Origin of the sequence: Bacteroides caecigallinarum (assembly GCF_016902295.1) — a bacterium.
Classification (GTDB): Bacteria; Bacteroidota; Bacteroidia; order Bacteroidales; family Bacteroidaceae; genus Phocaeicola; species Phocaeicola caecigallinarum_A.
The window spans coordinates 20,026-40,798 of record NZ_JACJLQ010000004.1 but is presented as its reverse complement, the minus strand read 5'-3'; the positions used below and the strand labels follow the sequence as shown (position 1 = coordinate 40,798).

The window sequence follows — 20,773 nt, the reverse complement described above, 5'->3', positions numbered from 1 at the left end:
AATACTTTATGAAACGACCAATGCTATTCTGGTCGTTCGTAACAGCTATAATAATTGCCGGAATACTGTCATTCATACAGATGCCAAAACTTGAGGACCCTGCGGTCTCTGCCAAGCAGGCAATGGTGATAGTGCCATATCCGGGAGCAAGTGCACACGAGGTTGAACTCAAAGTGGCACTCATGATGGAAGAAGAATTACGAGCTCTTCCAAACGTAAACAAGATAAAGACAGAATGCCGGAACGGAATGGCTATGTTTACCGTAGAATTCCAGATGACAGTCCTTACAAAAGACCTTGAACAGCACTTCGACCTGATGCGCCGCAAGGTAAACGATGCTTCTTCCAGACTCCCTCAAGGATGTTATGACCCGATAGTTATAGACGACATGATGGACGTCTATGGCATTTTTTACGCATTTACTGCCGACGGATATGATTATCCTGAAATGTACAAATACGCCAAACTGATAAAACGTGAGCTGTCAAGTGTAAAAGGAGTAAAAAGAATAAACATTGCAGGTAACCGTGATGAGGTTATAAACATAACTTTGTCAAAAGAACAGATTTCCAGGAACGGGGTAATACCTACACAGATAATGTCCACTCTGCAAGGTGCTTTCAAGACAGTAAATGCCGGGAAATATAAAGGCGGAAACGAACTTATTCCTATTTATGTGGACTCCGAAAGCAAGGATGAAAACGACATAAAGAATCTTCTGATACAGACTATAGACGGCAAGACGATAAGATTGGGAGACATAGCAAAAATTGAAAAGACATACTCTGAGCCTCAAAGGAACGGTTTCTTCGTCAACGGCAAGCCAGCGCTTGCAATCTGTATCGCGATGGAATCGTCAGCCATAGTGCCCGATGTAGGTAAGGCAGTGGATAAACGTCTCAGTGAAATTATGAGAAGCATTCCTGCCGGAATGAATACAGAGAAGATATTTTTCCAGCCTGACAAGGTAGAAGATGCCATATCATCATTCATGTGGAATCTTGTAGAATCAGTAGCCATAGTAATATTGGTACTGATATTCACCATGGGATTCCGTAGCGGTCTGATTATAGGTTTTGGTCTTATACTTACTGTTGCAGTATCTTTCCCTATATTATTAGTATGCGGAACCACACTACAACGAATATCATTGGGAGCATTCATAGTAGCTATGGGTATGCTTGTGGACAATGCTGTAGTGATAATGGACGGTATCCTTATAGACAAGAAGCGCGGACTGTCACCAAAGAACTACCTGTACAGGATAGGGAACAACACAGCCATGCCGCTACTTGGAGCTACTGTCATAGCTGCTTCCACATTCTTGTGTGTTTACCTTTCGCCGGACTCTGCGGGAGAATATGCAGGCGACTTGTTCCTTGTATTATGTGTCAGCCTTCTGGCAAGTTGGATTTTGGCCCTCGTACAGGTTCCGGTATGTGCCAAGACGTGGCTTCCCGTCAGGGAACATACAGTTGGTGATACCACAAATACTGTAATGAATTCACCGATACATAAGTTTGTACGTAACGCCATATCACAACTGATAGGACATAAGAAAACAACTATAGGTATAGCAGTCACAATACTGGTTGTATGTGTTTTAGGAATGGGGAAAGTAAAAAACATGTTCTTCCCTGATTTCGATTATAAACAATATGTAGTAGAATGCTTTTTCCCTTCTGCCACCAGTCCGAATGTTGTACGCGACAAACTTCTGGACATGAGTAATCTGTTATCAGAACGTCCAGACATAGAAAGAATAGCTGTCAGCCAGGGAAGCGCACCGGCACATTACTGCCTTGTAAGACCTATGACGTCCGGCGGTGATTGTTACGGTGAACTGATTATAGACTGCAAGGACTATAATACCGTAATGAAACAAATACCGGAAGTAAGACGTATTTTGAGGGAGAAATATCCTGACGCATACATACGCTGCAGGAAATATAATTTCTCTATATCTACATCGCATACGGTTGAGGTGGAATTCGCCGGTCCGGATCCGGCTGTCTTGAAAAAATTGAGCAGCAAGGCGGAAGATATAATGAGGAAATGCGAATATGTTGATCCTTATTCAGTACAAAACAACTGGAAACCTTACGGAAAATCTTACGTCACGAAATATTTACAACAGGACGCACTGCGTTCAGGTGTGGGAAGGAGCGACATAGCCAACGCCCTTATGGCTGCTACAGACGGAATGCCTGTAGGAGTAATAAACGAACAGGACAGGACTATAATTGTAAACATGCTGGTCAGAAACGAAGACGGAAGCCGCATAAGCGACCTGAACGATATTCCTGTATGGAGCATGATGAACCTGCATCTTTCAAATGATGAACTCAACTCAGCCATTGCCGGAGGAAAAGGCATGAGCGAACTTCAAGACAAGATTTTCCGTTCAACACCTCTTAGCAGGGTAGCGGAAAGCATCACTATGGAATGGGACGAAGATGTGGTTATGCGTCTGAACGGTCAAAGAGTCATTGAAGCGGAATGTGATCCGAATACAGAAATTAATGAAGCGACTCCGGCAAAAGTGGTGGAATCGATAAAAAAAGACATAGAAGCGATCGAATTGCCGGCAGGATATACCATGAGATGGGTAGGCGAAGGAGAGTTGCAAGGCGATGCCATAGCAAACCTTTTGAAGTATGTACCTCTTACCATTTTTATAATTCTTGCAATACTTCTGTTGCTATTCAACAACTGGAAAAAGGTTATACTCATTCTGATATGCTTCCCGTTCGTATTCTGCGGCATAGTGCCATCGCTGTTGGCAACAAACCAGCCAATGACATTTATGGCAATCATAGGAATGTTGGGATTGATAGGTATGATGGTGAAAAACGCAATCGTACTGGTGGACGAGATAAACAGACTGCAGACGGAAGAAAAGAAGCTTCCATATACGGCTGTAGTTGAAGCTACCGTTTCCAGGGTACGACCTGTACTTATGGCATCGCTCACCACTATTGTGGGTATGATACCTCTCGTCACGGACCCGATGTACAGTTCAATGGCTATAACCATAATGGGAGGACTGGCTGTTGGAACTATTATCACATTGATATTATTGCCTGTCTTATATACGGTACTTTTCAATATCAAGAAAGCTTAATTACATACATCAATCTTTATAAAAATGAGATACAGATTTTTTCAAATATTATTTACAACAACGGCTTTTATATTTATCCAGGATATAAGCATAAAAGCACAGGAGAGTATAAAGCTAAGTCTGGCTTCGTGTCGTGATATGGCTTTAACACAAAGCGAATCACTAAAGCAGGCAGAACATAAATACGAGCAGTCTCGCCTGGACAGAAAAATAGCAAATACAGCTTTCCTTCCAAAGTTTGATGCTTCAGCTACTGGAACATACGTCTTCCCGGATATTGACATGATGGGTATGGACCTCAGAATACGAGGAATGTATATGGCAGGAATAACCCTGACACAACCACTGTATGCGGGAGGTAAGATACTTACAGGAAAGAAACTGTCAAAACTGGGAGAGTCTATTGCCGCGGAACAGAAAAGAATGACAATGATGGATGTCCTGGTAGAAGCTGACAATGCTTACTGGACATTAATAGCCGTAAGACAGAAAGTGAAAATGCTGGACAGTTATAAAGAACAGATGGACTCACTTTACACTCAAGTAAAAACAGCGGTAGATGCCGGCCTTGCCACAGAGAATGAATTACTCAGGATTGAGGCAAGCAGGAGCGACATACTGTACCAGATGCAAAAGGCGAGGAACGGAGAAGATCTATGCCGCATGTCACTATGCAGGATAACAGGTGTTGACGCGCAGACAAAGCTTGAGCTTACAGACACAACAATATGCGTTAAAGAACCGGGGCTGCTTGCTGCCGATATTAACGGACGTCCGGAACTCAATCTGCTCAAACATCAAATGGATGCTACACAAAAGCAAATACAAATGTCAAGGGCAGACATGCTGCCAACAGTAGGACTGGTTGCCGGATATGCCTACTATGGCAATATTAAACTGAACAGTATGGTTGACGCAGGCAACGGAACAATGGTACCATATTCACAGGAATTCCGCGATGGGATAGGAGCTGTGATGCTATCTGTAAAGATTCCTATATTCCAATGGGGTGCAAATCTGAAGAAAGTGAAAAAAGCAAAACTTGATTTCAAGAATGCTGAACTGGAATTCAATAAAAATTCACGACTGATGAATCTGGAAGCGCAAAGCGCGTTGAAAAATGTTTACGATGGCTACCAGCTCATCAAGACTGCAGAGACCGGACTGAAACAGGCAGAAGAGAATTTGAGAGTAACCAATAACAAATATAATGTTTCGATGGCACTACTTACTGACCTGCTCGACGCCCAGTCTCAATGGAAGCAGGCGAAAAGTAATCTTATAGAAGCTCAAACGCAGTATAAAATTTATGAGACCGAATATTTAAGGGCAACTGGAAGGCTAAATCAGGAGCTTTCTCCAGATTTATAATTAAATACTCACAGCAGATAATATCAAAAAGAAAGCCACACACAAACATATATTACACTTATGTAACATCAAGCGCTTTATTACAACGCTTTTAATAGCATAATGTAATAAAAACAAATACTTCAGCGCTATTAACAGGCTTGCGAGAATTAAAAAATCACGAACGTCACGGTGGGAGACACGTATTTTTTAATTCTCAGCAGGCCTTTTTTACGCCTTCTTCCGATAGGGATAGCAAAAGCCCAATTACCTCGGCATAATTTTTCTGTCCGGACGAAATTCTGTTTCCCTTCAGATAAAGTTCATACATAGCCGACTGAATTTCGCCAAGCATCGGACTGTAAATAGAAGACCAATGCTTACGTTTTTCCTGATACTGGTTTATAACTTCCGGACGGACACTGGAAATCCAGTTTTTATAATCTTCTTCATTCAACAGACCTCGCGCATTCATCAGCACGTATGGAAAGAGTCCGAAATAACCACTGTATTTAATCTCTGCATCAGAAGAAATGAGACAAGTCTGATATGCCCAGAAATTTGCTTCAGCCTCACTACTTATTCCGAAAAGATGTGAAAGTTCATGTGCGTATGTGAAAGGATACTCCAACGGAGTAATCTGCATATTGATATGCGACTCGGCAAAGAATGGTCCCATAAACCCGAGGACTCCCGAACCTGAGTAAATGGAATTGAAGAGCAATTTCTTTGGATGCTGAAACGAACGGGGTGTGGTGAGGCCGTAAACATCCGATACTTTTCTATAAGACGATTTTATTTCATCATGAACATGCCCGGCAATGATTGTATCAATATCACAATAGTAATTGTTCAGACTGTCGGTATATGAATTCAGAAAGTCTTTAAAACGCTGTTCATCGTATTTGGCAGGCGTAACACCGGCTCTTGTGAAAAAACTCTCACGATAATAGTTTATTCCCCAACCGATATAAAACCACACGTATATCCACAAAAGGATTTCTACCTCACGAAATAGAATAGTTCTCCATTTCTGTTTCCTGCGTATCCGCCATACGAACGGAAATACTACAACTGACAATATCATCAGAAATATACCTATTTCATCAAGCGAAAACGGCACAACGGATGATATTGCTGAAAGCACGTATGACAATGACGGATAAATACTCCGTGAATAAAACTCTGCGACACCGACATTCAGCGACGAAAGAATTACAAACAGAAATAACAGCAGAAGTATAGTCCAACGGAAATATTTAAATTTGAACATGAGTTTGAGAGTTTTGAGTTTGTAAGTTACAAGTTGACGAGGTTTGCCGTCTGGATGGGAGCCTTGTTCCCTTGTAACTGAAGCCTTGTCAACTAATATGTAACTGCAAAATTATCTTTTTCTGATTAAAATACTTATTTTTGTAAAAGATTTTTCTAACTGATTTATAACCAAAAAACGATAGACTATTTATGGTATTGAACTACATCTGGATAGCGTTTTTCCTTATCGCATTCATCGTGGCAACAATAAGGCTTGTGTTTCTTGGCGATACAAGCGTTTTTCCGACTATCATCAATTCAACTTTCGACTCGGCTAAGACAGCGTTCGATATTTCACTTGGACTTACAGGAGTGCTGTCATTGTGGCTCGGAATTATGAAAATAGGGGAACTTGGAGGAGTAATCAATATGTTCTCAAGAGTTCTGAGCCCCTTGTTCTCGAAACTGTTTCCCGATATTCCAAAGGGACATCCTGTGACAGGAAGTATATTCATGAACCTTGCAGCCAATATGCTGGGACTGGACAATGCCGCAACTCCGTTAGGACTGAAAGCCATGGAAGGACTTCAGGAACTGAATACAAAGAAGGACACTGCCAGCAATCCGATGATAATGTTTCTGGTGCTGAACACATCGGGACTTACAATCATTCCGATAAGCATAATGGTTTACAGAGCGCAACTGGGAGCCGCACAGCCTACAGATGTATTCGTCCCGATACTGCTTGCTACGTTCTTTTCAACATTGGCAGGAATTATCGCCGTAAGCGTTTATCAGAAAATCAATCTTCTGAACAGAACTATCCTTCTGTTTTTAGGCGGTGCCAGCCTGTTCATTGCAGGAATAATATATTTCTTTACAACTCTCTCAAAAGAAATGATAGATATATATTCCACTACAACCGCCAATGTATTCCTGTTTCTGATTATTATCGGCTTTATACTTGCAGGAATACGTAAGAAAGTAAATGTTTACGATGCGTTTGTTGACGGTGCAAAAGAAGGATTTACCACAGCCGTAAGGATAATACCATATCTGGTCGCGATACTTGTAGCGATAGGAGTATTCCGCGCTTCGGGAAGTATGGACTATATAATCAACGGAGTGGCAGCCGCGGTGGGATGGTGCGGAATAGACAGCGAGTTTGTAGCGGCACTGCCTACAGCCATAATGAAACCGTTGAGCGGAAGCGGGGCACGCGGACTGATGGTTGATGCAATGACAACATACGGAGCCGATTCTTTCGTAGGACGTATGGCATGTATCTTTCAGGGATCGACCGACACTACATTCTATATCCTCGCCGTTTACTTCGGAAGTGTAGGAATAAGCAAGACAAGACATGCCGTTCCTTGCGGACTATTGGCTGACCTGGCAGGTATAATATCAGCCATATTTATCTGTTATCTTTTCTTCGGATAGTATTAAGATCTTAAGTTCTTTAGTTTTTAAGTTGGTTGATGCTTAAAAACTAACAACCAAAGGTCAAAGAAATTAAACTTAAAAACTGACAAACTTAAAAACTAACATATGATTACTTATCAGACAGACGGGGTTGAAATGCCCGACATAAAAAAGAGAGAAACCACAGAATGGATAAAAGCGGTAGCCGCTTCATACGGTCTGCGCGTGGGAGAAATCGCCTACATATTCTGTTCGGACGAAAAGATTCTTGAGGTGAACAGACAGTATCTGCAACATGACTATTATACAGATATCATCACCTTCGACTACTGTGAAGGCAAACGTATCTCAGGCGATTTGTTCATAAGCCTTGACACCGTAAGGACAAATGCCGAACAGTTCGGGGCGGAATACGATACGGAACTGCACCGAGTGATTATCCACGGAATCCTGCACCTGTGCGGAATAAACGACAAGGGACCGGGAGAAAGAGAGATAATGGAAGCGGCAGAAAACAAGGCACTGGATATGCTTAAGGAAATGAAATAATTAGACTGAAAAGTGGTAGGGCGAGAAATTCTCGCCCTACTTTGTTAAATGATATTTGCAAGGGGGAAAAACAACGATTATTTTCACTAATTTTGCACCCGATAATAAACATCATTATTCAATGGAATTTAAGTACGACGTTATTGTAATCGGTGCCGGTCATGCAGGATGTGAAGCAGCTGCTGCGGCAGCCAATCTTGGTTCGAAAACATGTCTGATAACAATGGACATGAACAAGATTGCACAGATGAGTTGCAACCCTGCAGTAGGTGGTATTGCAAAAGGACAGATAGTAAGAGAAATTGACGCATTGGGCGGATACATGGGACTGGTGACTGACAAGACCGCCATACAGTTCCGTATGCTGAACCGCTCCAAAGGTCCTGCCATGTGGAGCCCTCGCGCTCAGTGCGACAGAGGCAAATTCATTTGGGCCTGGAGAGAAATTCTCGAGAACATTCCTAACCTGCATATATGGCAGGACACTGTGGAAGAACTTATAATCGAGAACGGGGAAGTAAAAGGTCTGACAACTTGCTGGGGTGTGACATTCTATGCCAAATGTATTGTTCTCACAGCAGGAACTTTCCTCAACGGACTTATGCATATAGGACGCAAAATGCTTGCCGGAGGACGTTGCGCTGAACCAGCTTCTTATCATCTTACAGAGTCTATAACAAGACATGGCATAACATCCGGAAGAATGAAAACGGGTACACCGGTGAGAATAGACGCAAGAAGCGTACATTTCGATTTGATGGAGCCACAGGACGGCGAGAATGATTTCCACAGATTCTCTTTTATCAGCGAGCCAAGACAGCTTAAACAGCTCCAGTGCTGGACATGTTTTACCAACGAAGAAGTACATGCCACACTGAGGAGTGGACTGGCGGACTCCCCTCTTTACAACGGACAAATCCAAAGTATCGGTCCGCGCTACTGCCCGAGTATAGAAACGAAAATCGTAACATTCCCGGACAAACCACAGCATCAGCTTTTCCTGGAGCCGGAAGGAGAGACAACACAAGAACTTTACCTCAACGGGTTCTCCTCTTCCCTACCTATGGACATCCAGCTTGAGGCTCTTAAGAAGATTCCTTGTTTCAAGGATGTAGTGCTTTACCGCTCCGGATATGCAATAGAATACGACTACTTCGACCCTACCCAGCTCAAGCACACTCTTGAATCTAAAATAGTCAAGAACCTGTTCTTTGCAGGTCAGGTGAACGGTACTACAGGTTATGAAGAAGCCGGAGGTCAGGGTATCATCGCTGGTATAAACGCTCATATCAACTGTCATGGCGGAGAGCCTTTCGTATTGGGAAGAGACGAAGCTTATATCGGCGTACTGATAGACGACCTTGTGACAAAAGGTGTGGATGAGCCTTACCGTATGTTTACCTCAAGAGCCGAATACAGAATTCTGCTGAGACAGGATGATGCCGACTTCAGACTTACAGAAAGGGCATACAAACTCGGACTTGCAAAACATGACAGATACGACATCCTCTGCAAAAAGCGCGAAGAGATAGAGAAGATAGTGGAATTCACGAAGACCTACTCTATCAAGGCAGACAAGATTAACGATGGTCTGGAAGCATTAGGCACAGCAAGACTGGCGCACGGATGCAAGCTTATCGACCTGATAAGCCGTCCGCAGATTACGATAGAAAATATCGCTCCTCTTGTGCCTGCATTCAAAGCTGTACTTGACAGAATAGAAGACCGCAAGGAAGAGATTATAGAGGCTGCCGAAGTTCAAATCAAGTATAAGGGATACATAGACCGTGAGAGAATGATAGCTGATAAGATACACCGCCTGGAGTCTATCAAGATAAAAGGCAAGTTCGACTACGACACTCTCCAGTCACTGTCAACGGAAGCAAGACAGAAGCTAAAGAAGATAGACCCTGAGACTCTGGCACAGGCAAGCCGAATACCGGGTATATCCCCAAGCGACATCAACGTATTGCTGGTGCTAATGGGACGATAAAAGCTATGTTTCACGTGAAACAATTTGTTTAAGGAACGCCCATAAGATATTGAAAATAAAGGAATAGGCCCTAAAGTAAGCATATAACTTAACGTAAAACTTTAAGGAAAGAATAAATAAAAGAACTAATATATGAACAAAGAAATCTTAAGAAAGAATCTCCGCGAGATACCAGACTTCCCAAAGCCGGGAATCCTGTTCTACGACGTAACTACCCTATTTAAAAACAGCGAATGCCTAAGCGGCCTGATAGACGAGCTATACGAACTTTATAAAGACAAAGGTATCACAAAGGTGGTAGGCATCGAATCAAGAGGATTCATATTAGGCGGTGCGCTCGCAGAAAGATTAGGCGCAGGCTTCATCATGGCACGCAAGCCTGGAAAACTTCCTGCAGAGGTAATAGAAGAAACTTACGCTAAGGAATATGGTACCGACACTATCCAACTTCATAAAGATGCAATAAGCGAAGACGACGTGGTACTGCTTCACGATGACCTTCTTGCTACAGGTGGAACTATGGCTGCCACACACAGACTGGTCAAGAAGGCTGGAGCAAAACAGACATATATCAACTTCGTTATCGAACTGAAGGGACTAAACGGAAGGCAAGCATTCCCTGCAGATGTAGAGGTGAAGACCATACTCGAATTATAAATACACTCACGGCAATAATGGATTCGAAAGAAGAACTTAAAACAAGCGATTATCTGAGAGGCATCGTTCTGAACCTGCCGGACAGTCCGGGGATATATCAGTATCTGAATTCGGAAGGTACAATCATATATGTTGGCAAAGCCAAGAATCTGAAAAGACGAGTTTATTCATATTTTGCAAAAGAACATCAATCAGCAAAAACAAGAATACTCGTGACAAAGATTGCCGACATCAGATACATCGTAGTCAATACCGAAGAAGACGCATTATTGCTGGAAAATAATCTGATTAAGAAATACAAACCAAGATACAATGTCCTGCTTAAGGACGACAAGAGCTATCCTTCTATCTGCATCAGCAACGAATATTTTCCACGTGTATTCAAGACAAGAAAGATAGACAGGAAAGAAGGTACTTACTTCGGACCATACAGTCATGTTCCGTCAATGATGGCTGTTCTGGAACTCATAAAGAAACTCTATAATCTGAGGACGTGTCATCTTGCGCTTACTCCGGAAAACATATCACAAGGAAAGTTCAAGGTCTGTCTGGAATATCACATCAAGAACTGCAAAGGTCCATGTATCGGACTACAGAGTCATGAGGAATACATGAATCAGATAGCGGAAATAAAGGAAATCTTGAAAGGCAATACACGCGTAATAAGCGATATGCTGATGGATGAAATGCAGAAATTGGCAAGTGAACTTAAATTCGAGGAGGCACAAAAAATAAAGCTCAAATATGACCTGGTGGAAAGCTACAGGTCGAAGAGCGAGGTAGTAAGTTCGGTGTTGCATAATATTGATGTATTCTCAATAGAAACGGACGAAGGCGTAGCATACATAAACTATCTGCATATCACGAACGGATGCATAAACCAGGCTTTCACGTTCGAATATAAAGTACGAATGAACGAAACTAAAGAGGAGTTGCTCCAACTTGGTATTGTAGAAATGAGAGAAAGATATCATAGCGAATCGAAGGAGATAATAGTACCTTTTGAGCTCGACATGGAGATGAACGGAGTAACATTTACCATACCTCAAAGAGGAGACAAAAAGCATCTTCTTGAACTGTCTATACTGAATGTAAAACAGTACAAAGTGGATCGCCTGAAACAGGCTGAAAAACTCAATCCTGAACAGAGGAGTGTGAGACTGATGAAAGAAATACAGGAACAACTTCACCTCGACAAGATGCCTGTCCACATAGAATGTTTCGACAACTCGAACATTCAGGGCTCGGATGCCGTAGCGGCGTGTGTTGTCTTCAAAAAGGCAAAACCGAGCAAGAAGGACTACAGGAAATACATCATAAAAACCGTAGAAGGCCCGGACGATTATGCCTCAATGCAGGAGGTTGTAAGAAGAAGATATACGCGTATCATTGACGAACAGGGTGAACTTCCTGACGTAATACTGACTGATGGCGGTAAGGGGCAGATGGAGGTAGTAAGGCAGGTTATAGAAGATGAACTTCACCTCAGCATTCCAATCGTAGGACTGGCTAAAGACAACCGCCACAGAACATCGGAAGTGCTTGCAGGATTTCCGCCACAAACGATAGGAATAAAACAGGGAACTCCCCTATTCCATCTGCTTGAGAACATACAGGATGAAGTCCACAGGTTTGCAATTACCTTCCACCGCGACAAGAGAAGCAAGAGTCAGATTGCATCAGCGCTGGATAATATAAAAGGAATCGGAGAGAAAAAGAAAACAGCGCTTCTGAAAGCATTCAAGAGCGTGAAACGGATAAAAGAAGCAAGCATTGAAGAACTGTCCAACGTCGTTGGAGAAGCCTCTGCAAAGGCTGTAAAAGAAGAATTAAACAAGGAATAATTTATCATAATATGAGATTAGTTATACAGAGGGTTAGCCACGCATCTGTAACCATAAACGGAGTATGCAAATCGGCAATCAAAGAGGGTTTCATGATATTGGTCGGAATTGAGGAAGCCGACACAAAAGAGGATGCCGACTGGCTGTGCAAAAAGGTTATCGGGCTGAGAGTGTTCGACGATGAGAACGGAGTGATGAACAAATCCATAATGGATGTGAACGGCGAGATTCTCATCGTTAGCCAGTTCACATTGATGGCTTCTACAAAGAAAGGAAACAGACCGTCATACATAAGAGCCGCCGGACATGAAACCGCTATCCCACTCTACGAATACTTCTGCAACGAAGTGAGTAAAGCACTTGGAAAGGAAGTCGGAACAGGCGAATTCGGCGCGGATATGAAAGTAGAGTTGCTTAACAACGGACCTGTAACAATATTGATAGATTCAAAGAATAAGGAATAAGTTATGACACTTGATGAAGCCCAGAAAACAGTTGATAACTGGATAAAAGAATACGGTGTAAGATACTTCAGCGAACTGACAAACATGGCAGTCCTGACTGAAGAAGTGGGAGAACTGGCAAGAGTAATGTCAAGAAAATACGGCGACCAATCGTTCAAGGAAGGAGAGAACCAGGACCCGGCAGACGAGATGGCGGATGTACTCTGGGTACTGCTCTGCCTGGCTAACCAGACAGGCGTGAACCTTACGGAAGCATTCAGAAAGAACATCGAAAAGAAAACTTCAAGAGATAAAGACAGACATAAAAACAATCCAAAACTATAATGCTTATGAGTTACAACGAAGAAAACATCTACGATTTTGAACAGGAACATGACCACGAGCATGAGCATGAAATGCCTACAAGTGATAAATACACAGAGGCATTGAGCAAGTACAATACAGCCCTGAAGGACGATGAAATCAGTTACGCCACTGAGAACATCCTGAATAAGCACTTACACGAGAATAATACAAAAGATGTAAAGAAATTTTTATTCGGCAGCATCGACCTTACAAGCCTTAAATGTACAGACAGTGAGGAAAGCATACTTAAGCTAACAGAAAAGGTGAATGAGTTTGCCGATAAATATCCGGACATGAAAAACGTAGCTGCTATCTGTGTTTATCCTAACATGGCAGAGATTGTTAACGACGGACTTGAGGCAGACGATGTAAAGATTGCATGCGTATCCGGAGGATTCCCTTCATCACAGACTTTCACCGAAGTTAAAGTTGCGGAAACAGCCATGGCAATACATGCAGGAGCCGATGAAATAGATATCGTATTACCGGTTGGTAAATTCCTGAACGGAGACTATGAAAGCCTGAGCGACGAGATTGAAGAGCTTAAGGCTGTCTGCGGCGACAAAACTCTGAAAGTAATTCTTGAGACAGGCGTATTGGGAAGTGCTTCAAATATAAAGAAAGCAGCCATTTTGGCTATGTATGCCGGAGCAGATTTCATCAAGACATCTACAGGAAAGGAAAACATCGGAGCGACACCGGAAGCCGCGTTTGTAATGTGTAAGGCTATTAAGGAATACTTCCTTGAAACAGGAATAAAGATTGGTTTTAAAGCTGCTGGCGGAATCAATACTGTGGAAGATGCCTTGAAATATTATACAATAGCAAAAGAGGTTCTTGGCGAAGAATGGTTTAAAGAAGGACTCTTCCGTATCGGGACAAGTCGTCTGGCAAACCTAATTTTATCAGACATCCTGGGAGAAGAAATAAAGCTATTCTAATCAACTTAAAAGGGAATATTTTGTTAAAAAAAATCCTTTTATTTAGTCCAAATAAAACACGGGCAAATTCAAACTTAAACACGGGCAAGTTTTGACTTAAATTTGGGCAAGTTTTTTTCAATCTCAAAATACCATAAAAAATATAGGACGAATGTTAGTTTTCGTCCTATATTTTTTATGGTATAATTATCATTATATTATTTATTTCGGTCTATCACATAATCAATATAAGCTGTAAGTGACGACCGTATATCCTGAGAAATATATTCAGGTAAAATGGCAAGTGCCTTATTTCGATAATCATGCATTATCTTTTCAGCATACTCTATCCCACCCTCTTTTTTTACAGTCTCAACAAATGAATTTATCTCATCTTTTGTTGCCTCCATAGCTCTAATACGCAACGCAAGTTCATTCAGTGATTTATCATTCATTTTGTTCAGTACATATATTGCAGGAAGCGTCAGTTTACCCTCAACCATATCATTGCCTGTAGGCTTCCCTATTGTATTATCATCAAAGTAATCAAAAATATCATCCTTTATCTGAAAAGCAATACCCAGCATCTCACCAAAAGTGGCAGCACTCTTCACGTCCTTTTCCGAAGCTCCTACAGCAACAGCGCCACACTCTGCAGCCGCAGTAAATAAAGCCGCAGTCTTCCTGCGAATGACATTGAAATAATCATCTTCAGAGAATTGTTTATTAGACAGATTGGCCAACTGTATAACTTCGCCTAATGAAAGATCCTGGCCAAGATTAGAGACAAGTTCCACCAGTTTGATATTTCCTGTCATCGACGCATGCTTAAGACATGTAGCCAGGATATAGTCGCCAACCAATACAGATAACTTATTATTATAAACAGCATTGACAGATTGCTGGCCCCTTCGCTCAGTACTTTCATCCACCACGTCATCGTGAACCAAACTTGCTGTATGGAGCAGTTCAAGCGATAGAGCTACATGTCTCACTGAATCATCTATTGTACCATACGCTTTGGCTATGAGCATGACCAAAATAGGTCTCATCATCTTGCCGCTTCTTTTCTTGATATATGACAAAACATTGTCGAGAAGTGGATTATCACTCTTCAATGACGAGACGAACAGCTCTCTGAAAGCTTCTAATTCATGTATAATAGGTTGTTTTATAATATCTACTGTGTCCATCGGGAATAAATTAGCGTACAAAAGTAATAATAAAAAGGGGAATATGGTATTTTTTTGTACTTTTACATGAAATTTCATTATTAATTCACACTAAATGGATAAACTTTTTCTACTCGATGCTTACGCATTAATCTACCGTGCATACTACGCATTAATCAAAAGCCCGAGAATTAACTCAAAAGGCTTTAACACATCTGCTATACTCGGTTTTGTAAACACTCTCGAGGATGTATTGAAAAAAGAAGCTCCTACCCACATTGGCGTAGCCTTCGATCCTTCAGGCCCTACTTTCAGACACGAGGCTTACAAAGAATATAAAGCTCAGCGAGAAGAGACTCCTGAAGCGATAAAACTGTCTGTGCCTATCATCAAGGATATTATCAGAGCATATAGAATACCTATCCTTGAAGTTCCGGGATTCGAGGCAGACGACGTGATAGGAACGCTCGCAACAGAAGCCGGGAAAAGAGGAATCAAGACTTACATGATGACTCCCGACAAGGACTATGGTCAGCTCGTTAGCGAAAACGTGTTTATGTACAGGCCTAAATACGGCGACAAGGAATTCGACGTAATGGGAGTAAATGAAGTTAAGGCCAAATTCAATATAGAATCTCCAGCTCAGGTAATAGACATGCTCGGACTCATGGGCGACTCGTCGGACAATATCCCGGGCTGTCCTGGTGTGGGAGAAAAAACTGCACAGAAACTTATATCACAATTTGGAAGTATTGAGAATCTTCTCGAAAACACCAGCCAACTTACTGGGGCTGTAAAAACAAAAGTGGAATCAAACATCGAGAAAATAAGATTCTCCAAATTCCTTGCAACCATTAAGACGGACGTTCCAATCGAACTTGACATGGAGCAGTTGAAGAGAGAAACTCCCGACGAAGAAAAACTAAGAAGCATTTTCGAAGAACTGGAGTTCCGGACTTTGCTTGACAGGGTATTCAAGAACGAAAAGAAAGCTCCGGTAAAAACAGTTCCGGCAAATGATGCCTTTCAAGGCGATCTCTTTGGATTTTTTGCCGACGACAATACGGAAGAACAGAAAAATTCAAGTCTCAGAAGGCTTGAAGACCTATCCTACGACTATCAACTTCTTGATAATGAGGACAAAATCAACGATTTTTTAAGAATAATCCTTACAAAGGATATTTTCAGTCTGGACACAGAGACTACCGGAACTGAGCCAATGGCAGCTGAATTGGTAGGAATGAGCTTCAGTTACGAAGAAAACAAGGCTTTTTACGTTCCAGTACCACCAAACAGAGAAGAAGCACAAAAAATTGTTAATATGTTCAAACCGCTGTTTGAGGATGAAAAAGCCATCAAGGTAGGTCAGAACATCAAATACGACATGATTGTTCTTGCAAATTATGGTGTGACTATAAAAGGAAAATTATTCGATACCATGATTGCACATTATGTACTTCAACCGGAACTCCATCATGGAATGGACTATCTTGCCGAAGTCTATCTGAAATATGATACAATCAAGATAGAAGAACTGATTGGCGCGAAAGGTAAGAACCAGCGTAACATGCGCGACCTCTCTCCTACCGATATATATAAATATGCATGCGAAGACGCCGACGTCACCCTCAAACTGAAAAATATCCTTGAAAAGGAACTCGAGACAAACAACGTAAAGGAACTGTTTGAAGAAATAGAAATGCCTTTGGTTCCTGTTCTTGCATATATGGAAAGAAACGGAGTGAGAATAGACACCGATGCCTTGAAAGAAACCTCTAAGCATTTTACTGTAAGAATGCGCGAAATCGAAGAAGAGATTTACCAACTTGCAGGAATGGAATTCAACGTTTCGTCGCCAAAACAGGTGGGCGAAATATTGTTCGATAGATTGAAGATTGTAGAAAAAGCCAAAAAGACAAAGACAGGACAGTACGTCACTTCCGAAGAAGTACTGGAGAGTCTGAAAGGAAAACATCAGATTGTAGAAAAGATACTCGACTATCGCGGTCTTAAGAAACTGCTAAGTACTTATATTGATTCCTTGCCAGAACTTATCAATCCAAAGACAGGAAGAATACATACATCTTTCAATCAGACAGTAACTGCCACAGGAAGACTAAGCTCGAGCAATCCTAATCTACAGAACATTCCTATAAGGAACGAAGACGGGAAAGAGATAAGAAAAGCTTTTATACCTGACGATGGCTGCGAATTTTTCTCTGCCGACTATTCCCAGATAGAACTTAGAATAATGGCGCACCTCAGCGGGGACGAGAATATGATAGAAGCTTTCAGGGAAGAGCAGGATATTCATGCGGCTACAGCAGCAAAAATATATAAGACAGACATCAGCCAGGTGACAAGAGAGCAAAGAAGTAAGGCCAAGACCGCAAACTTCGGTATTATATACGGTATATCTGTGTTCGGACTTGCAGAAAGGCTAAATGTAGATAGAAAAGAAGCCAAAGAGCTTATTGACGGATATTTTGAAAATTATCCTAAAGTAAAGGCATATATGGACGAAAGCATAAAGGTCGCAAGAGACAAAGGATACATTGAAACAATATTCAAGCGCAAAAGATATCTTCCTGACATAAACTCAAGAAATGCGGTAGTACGAGGTTATGCCGAACGAAACGCGATAAATGCTCCTATTCAGGGTAGTGCGGCCGACATAATAAAGGTAGCTATGGCCAGAATATACAAACGTTTCATGGAAGAAGGTCTAAAGTCGAAAATGATATTACAGGTACACGACGAACTGAATTTCAGCGTCCTGAGAGAAGAAAAAGAGAAAGTGCAACAAATTGTGATATCCGAAATGGAAGCCGCTTACAAAATGAAAGTTCCTTTGCTCGCAGACTGCGGTTGGGGTAAAAATTGGCTTGAGGCGCACTAAGGAAGGACAATCGCAAACAAAAGTTAAATAACTAACATTTTGCTAAGATATAGTGATTTTTTAGGCTGAAAACATACAACATATAGAAATAATATCTATATTTGCACCGTAATCAAAAACAAAGTGTAAGTTAAACCTAAAACATTAAATATATGAAAGCTATGAATCTTATCAAAACCTTGTTAGTAATTGTAACAATTTTTATTGCAAATGCCACACTTTCTGCAGCTAAACTGAATAACAACTTGATTTACAACGCAGAAGAAGTTGACGGATTGAAAGTAGCGGAAACTGTCTATAAGATGGATAATAATCTGCTGACTAAATATATGAAATACAACTATAAGTATGATGCAAACAACCAGATGACTGAAAATTTGTCACAAAAATGGGATTCAGTTGATAATTGCTGGGTAAACGACTTGAAAATCTGTTATATTTATGACAGCAAGAGTATTACTACAGAATACTATAAATGGAACAGCAAAAAAGGCGCATTCATTTTAATTCCTGACATGACAGTTACAATGGATAAGTAATTTAATAGATTAGCTGACAAAAAAAATAAATAAAATCTCTCTATTAAGAGGCGACTCGTTTGAGTTGCCTCTTTTTTTATTATGTCTGTATTAATGTGGAAGTTGAAGAAATGAAGCAAATATATCATTACTTTGCATTTATATAATAAAATAAGTACCTTTGCAAAGTTTTAGGTCTAAAAATAAAAAACTTATATATATTTATGGCTTTACAATGTGGTATTGTCGGTCTGCCAAACGTTGGTAAATCGACACTTTTCAATTGCTTATCTAACGCAAAGGCTCAGGCAGCCAATTTCCCATTCTGTACTATCGAACCTAACGTAGGTGTAATTACTGTTCCCGATGAACGTCTGAACAAGCTGGCCGAACTTATCAATCCTAACCGTATCGTCCCGACAACTGTAGAAATTGTCGATATCGCCGGACTCGTGAAAGGTGCAAGCAAAGGCGAAGGTTTAGGAAACAAGTTCCTTGCAAACATTCGCGAAACTGATGCCATTATCCACGTTTTGCGTTGCTTCGATGATGACAATGTTACACACGTTGACGGAAGTGTTGACCCTGTGCGCGACAAGGAAATCATCGACACAGAACTTCAGTTGAAGGACCTCGAGACTATTGAAAGCCGCATACAGAAAGTGCAGAAACAGGCACAGACAGGTGGCGACAAGGTAGCAAAACAGACTTACGAAGTACTTGTTCAATACAAGGAAGCCCTCGAACAGGGTAAATCGGCACGTACAGTTCAGTTCGAGACAAAAGACGAACAGAAAATTGCAAGAGAACTGTTCCTCATCACAAGCAAACCTGTACTTTATGTATGTAATGTGGATGAAGCAAGCGCAGTGAACGGCAACAAATACGTTGAACAGGTTCGTGAAGCCGTAAAAGACGAAAATGCCGAAATTCTTATAGTAGCAGCTAAAACAGAAGCTGATATTGCTGAACTTGAGACATACGAAGACCGCCAGATGTTCCTTCAGGAAGTAGGACTGGAAGAATCGGGCGTTACACGACTCATAAAGGCTGCATATAAATTGCTCGACCTCGAGACATTCCTCACAGCCGGAGTCCAGGAAGTAAGAGCATGGACTTACCGCAAGGGATGGAAGGCTCCACAATGTGCAGGAGTAATACACACCGACTTTGAAAAAGGCTTTATCCGCGCCGAAGTAATCAAATACGACGATTACATCAAATACGGTTCTGAAGCAGCTGTAAAAGAAGCAGGCAAGATGAATGTTGAGGGTAAGGACTATATAGTTCAGGACGGCGACATCATGCACTTCAGATTCAATGTATAATCTCAATTATATATGCAAAAGAAATATCTAATCATAGGAACCGGCGGCGTTGGAGGTAGCATCGCCGGTTTTTTGGCATTAAACGGTGAGGATGTCACCTGCATAGCACGTGGCGCCCACCTCGAAGCAATCCGCAGCAAAGGACTGCACTTGAAATCCGATCTTAAGGGAGAACACTTTCTTAACGTAAAGGCCTTTACATCCGAAGAATACAACGATAAGGCCGATGTTATTTTCGTATGCGTAAAAGGATATTCCATCGACTCCATAAAAAATGTCCTCGAACGCGCTTCCACTCCCGACACTCTCGTTATTCCGATACTTAATGTATATGGCACAGGTCCGCGCATTGGCCGTCTCGCTCCGTCTGTTAAAGTACTCGACGGTTGCATCTACATAGTAGGTTTCGTATCGGGCGAAGGCGAAATAACACAGATGGGAACAATTTTCCGCCTCGTGTTCGGAGCGCGTCCGGAGCAGGATGTAGCACGCGAGCGCCTTGAAGAAATAGCCGATACGCTGCGCAAATGCGGTATAAAAGTCGATGTATCCGATGATATCAACCGCGACACATTCATCAAATGGGCATTCATTTCTGCCATGGCATGTACAGGCGCATACCACGATGTTCCGATGGGCGAAGTACAGCATGAAGGCGAAGTACGCAACACATTCAAGGGACTGTCTGCCGAAAGTGCGGAAATAGGCCGTCGTCTTGGTGTGATTTTTCCAGAAGACCCTATAGAATATAACCTGAAGGTAATCGATAAGCTTGACCCTCACAGTACAGCCTCTATGCAGAAAGACCTGGCAAAAGGCCATCAGTCCGAGATACAGGGAATGCTGTTCGATATGATAGACTTGGGCAAGAAATTGGGAGTAAACCTCGACACATATCATAAGGTTGCCAAAAAGTTCATAAAATAAGTG

Annotated in this window: 16 protein-coding genes; 14 read left to right on the top strand and 2 right to left on the bottom strand. The window is 41.7% G+C overall.

The annotated features are described in order from the left end of the window. Positions 1–8: 8 nt before the first annotated feature. Entirely contained in the window at positions 9–3,125 is a 3,117-nt protein-coding gene (locus tag H6A27_RS02180; RefSeq protein WP_239469535.1) for an efflux RND transporter permease subunit, read from the top strand. A gap of 24 nt (positions 3,126–3,149) precedes the next feature. Beyond that, positions 3,150–4,496, top strand: coding sequence for a TolC family protein (locus tag H6A27_RS02175; RefSeq protein WP_204507506.1), 1,347 nt, complete (start codon positions 3,150–3,152; stop codon positions 4,494–4,496). A 196-nt stretch (positions 4,497–4,692) separates the two neighbouring features. On the opposite strand, the gene H6A27_RS02170 is transcribed toward H6A27_RS02175, so the two are convergent. Next, positions 4,693–5,748, bottom strand: coding sequence for a DUF3810 domain-containing protein (locus H6A27_RS02170; RefSeq protein ID WP_204507505.1), 1,056 nt, complete (start codon positions 5,746–5,748; stop codon positions 4,693–4,695). Between the two features lie 191 nt (positions 5,749–5,939). On the opposite strand from H6A27_RS02170, the gene H6A27_RS02165 reads away from it, so the two are divergent. From H6A27_RS02165 to deoC, 8 genes are all read left to right on the top strand, one after another. Then, positions 5,940–7,172, top strand: coding sequence for a nucleoside recognition domain-containing protein (locus H6A27_RS02165; RefSeq protein WP_204507504.1), 1,233 nt, complete (start codon positions 5,940–5,942; stop codon positions 7,170–7,172). Between the two features lie 108 nt (positions 7,173–7,280). Continuing rightward, positions 7,281–7,703 (top strand): rRNA maturation RNase YbeY, encoded by a 423-nt coding sequence (gene ybeY, locus H6A27_RS02160; protein WP_154044731.1) that lies wholly within the window; start codon positions 7,281–7,283, stop codon positions 7,701–7,703. 121 nt (positions 7,704–7,824) lie between these two features. Further along, positions 7,825–9,696 (top strand): tRNA uridine-5-carboxymethylaminomethyl(34) synthesis enzyme MnmG, encoded by a 1,872-nt coding sequence (gene mnmG / locus H6A27_RS02155; RefSeq protein ID WP_204507503.1) that lies wholly within the window; start codon positions 7,825–7,827, stop codon positions 9,694–9,696. Positions 9,697–9,828: 132 nt separating this feature from the next. Beyond that, positions 9,829–10,353, top strand: coding sequence for an adenine phosphoribosyltransferase (locus H6A27_RS02150; protein WP_204507502.1), 525 nt, complete (start codon positions 9,829–9,831; stop codon positions 10,351–10,353). 17 nt (positions 10,354–10,370) lie between these two features. Then, the gene (gene uvrC, locus H6A27_RS02145) at positions 10,371–12,197 is read left to right on the top strand and encodes an excinuclease ABC subunit UvrC (RefSeq protein WP_204507501.1); all 1,827 of its coding nucleotides are present in this window, start codon (positions 10,371–10,373) and stop codon (positions 12,195–12,197) included. A gap of 11 nt (positions 12,198–12,208) precedes the next feature. Further along, complete coding sequence (gene dtd / locus H6A27_RS02140) at positions 12,209–12,661, top strand: D-aminoacyl-tRNA deacylase (protein WP_204403149.1); 453 nt, start codon at positions 12,209–12,211, stop codon at positions 12,659–12,661. Positions 12,662–12,664: 3 nt separating this feature from the next. Further along, positions 12,665–12,985 (top strand): nucleotide pyrophosphohydrolase, encoded by a 321-nt coding sequence (locus tag H6A27_RS02135; protein ID WP_204507500.1) that lies wholly within the window; start codon positions 12,665–12,667, stop codon positions 12,983–12,985. Positions 12,986–13,056: 71 nt separating this feature from the next. Next, positions 13,057–13,947, top strand: coding sequence for a deoxyribose-phosphate aldolase (gene deoC / locus H6A27_RS02130; RefSeq protein WP_239469537.1), 891 nt, complete (start codon positions 13,057–13,059; stop codon positions 13,945–13,947). A 197-nt stretch (positions 13,948–14,144) separates the two neighbouring features. On the opposite strand, the gene H6A27_RS02125 is transcribed toward deoC, so the two are convergent. Next, complete coding sequence (locus tag H6A27_RS02125) at positions 14,145–15,119, bottom strand: polyprenyl synthetase family protein (RefSeq protein WP_204507498.1); 975 nt, start codon at positions 15,117–15,119, stop codon at positions 14,145–14,147. A 94-nt stretch (positions 15,120–15,213) separates the two neighbouring features. Between H6A27_RS02125 and polA the strand changes: the two genes are divergently transcribed. From polA to H6A27_RS02105, 4 genes are all read left to right on the top strand, one after another. Continuing rightward, the gene (gene polA, locus H6A27_RS02120) at positions 15,214–17,997 is read left to right on the top strand and encodes a DNA polymerase I (RefSeq protein WP_204507497.1); all 2,784 of its coding nucleotides are present in this window, start codon (positions 15,214–15,216) and stop codon (positions 17,995–17,997) included. A 152-nt stretch (positions 17,998–18,149) separates the two neighbouring features. Next, entirely contained in the window at positions 18,150–18,536 is a 387-nt protein-coding gene (locus H6A27_RS02115; RefSeq protein ID WP_204403142.1) for a DUF3836 domain-containing protein, read from the top strand. Positions 18,537–18,739: 203 nt separating this feature from the next. Next, complete coding sequence (gene ychF / locus H6A27_RS02110; RefSeq protein ID WP_204392884.1) at positions 18,740–19,843, top strand: redox-regulated ATPase YchF; 1,104 nt, start codon at positions 18,740–18,742, stop codon at positions 19,841–19,843. Positions 19,844–19,855: 12 nt separating this feature from the next. Then, on the top strand, positions 19,856–20,770 hold the full coding sequence (locus H6A27_RS02105) for a ketopantoate reductase family protein (protein WP_204507496.1): 915 nt from the start codon (positions 19,856–19,858) through the stop codon (positions 20,768–20,770). The last annotated feature ends 3 nt before the right edge of the window (positions 20,771–20,773 follow it).

Excerpts from the sequence above, each read along its gene's own strand:
- mnmG (WP_204507503.1), top strand. The coding sequence starts at position 7,825 with ATGGAATTTAAGTACGACGTTATTGTAATCGGTGCCGGTCATGCAGGA.
- H6A27_RS02165 (WP_204507504.1), top strand. The coding sequence starts at position 5,940 with ATGGTATTGAACTACATCTGGATAGCGTTTTTCCTTATCGCATTCATC.
- H6A27_RS02115 (WP_204403142.1), top strand. The coding sequence starts at position 18,150 with ATGAAAGCTATGAATCTTATCAAAACCTTGTTAGTAATTGTAACAATT.
- H6A27_RS02135 (WP_204507500.1), top strand. The coding sequence starts at position 12,665 with ATGACACTTGATGAAGCCCAGAAAACAGTTGATAACTGGATAAAAGAA.
- H6A27_RS02125 (WP_204507498.1), bottom strand. The coding sequence starts at position 15,119 with ATGGACACAGTAGATATTATAAAACAACCTATTATACATGAATTAGAA.
- dtd (WP_204403149.1), top strand. The coding sequence starts at position 12,209 with ATGAGATTAGTTATACAGAGGGTTAGCCACGCATCTGTAACCATAAAC.
- polA (WP_204507497.1), top strand. The coding sequence starts at position 15,214 with ATGGATAAACTTTTTCTACTCGATGCTTACGCATTAATCTACCGTGCA.
- ybeY (WP_154044731.1), top strand. The coding sequence starts at position 7,281 with ATGATTACTTATCAGACAGACGGGGTTGAAATGCCCGACATAAAAAAG.
- H6A27_RS02105 (WP_204507496.1), top strand. The coding sequence starts at position 19,856 with ATGCAAAAGAAATATCTAATCATAGGAACCGGCGGCGTTGGAGGTAGC.
- uvrC (WP_204507501.1), top strand. The coding sequence starts at position 10,371 with ATGGATTCGAAAGAAGAACTTAAAACAAGCGATTATCTGAGAGGCATC.
- H6A27_RS02175 (WP_204507506.1), top strand. The coding sequence starts at position 3,150 with ATGAGATACAGATTTTTTCAAATATTATTTACAACAACGGCTTTTATA.
- deoC (WP_239469537.1), top strand. The coding sequence starts at position 13,057 with ATGCCTACAAGTGATAAATACACAGAGGCATTGAGCAAGTACAATACA.
- H6A27_RS02150 (WP_204507502.1), top strand. The coding sequence starts at position 9,829 with ATGAACAAAGAAATCTTAAGAAAGAATCTCCGCGAGATACCAGACTTC.
- H6A27_RS02180 (WP_239469535.1), top strand. The coding sequence starts at position 9 with ATGAAACGACCAATGCTATTCTGGTCGTTCGTAACAGCTATAATAATT.
- H6A27_RS02170 (WP_204507505.1), bottom strand. The coding sequence starts at position 5,748 with ATGTTCAAATTTAAATATTTCCGTTGGACTATACTTCTGCTGTTATTT.
- ychF (WP_204392884.1), top strand. The coding sequence starts at position 18,740 with ATGGCTTTACAATGTGGTATTGTCGGTCTGCCAAACGTTGGTAAATCG.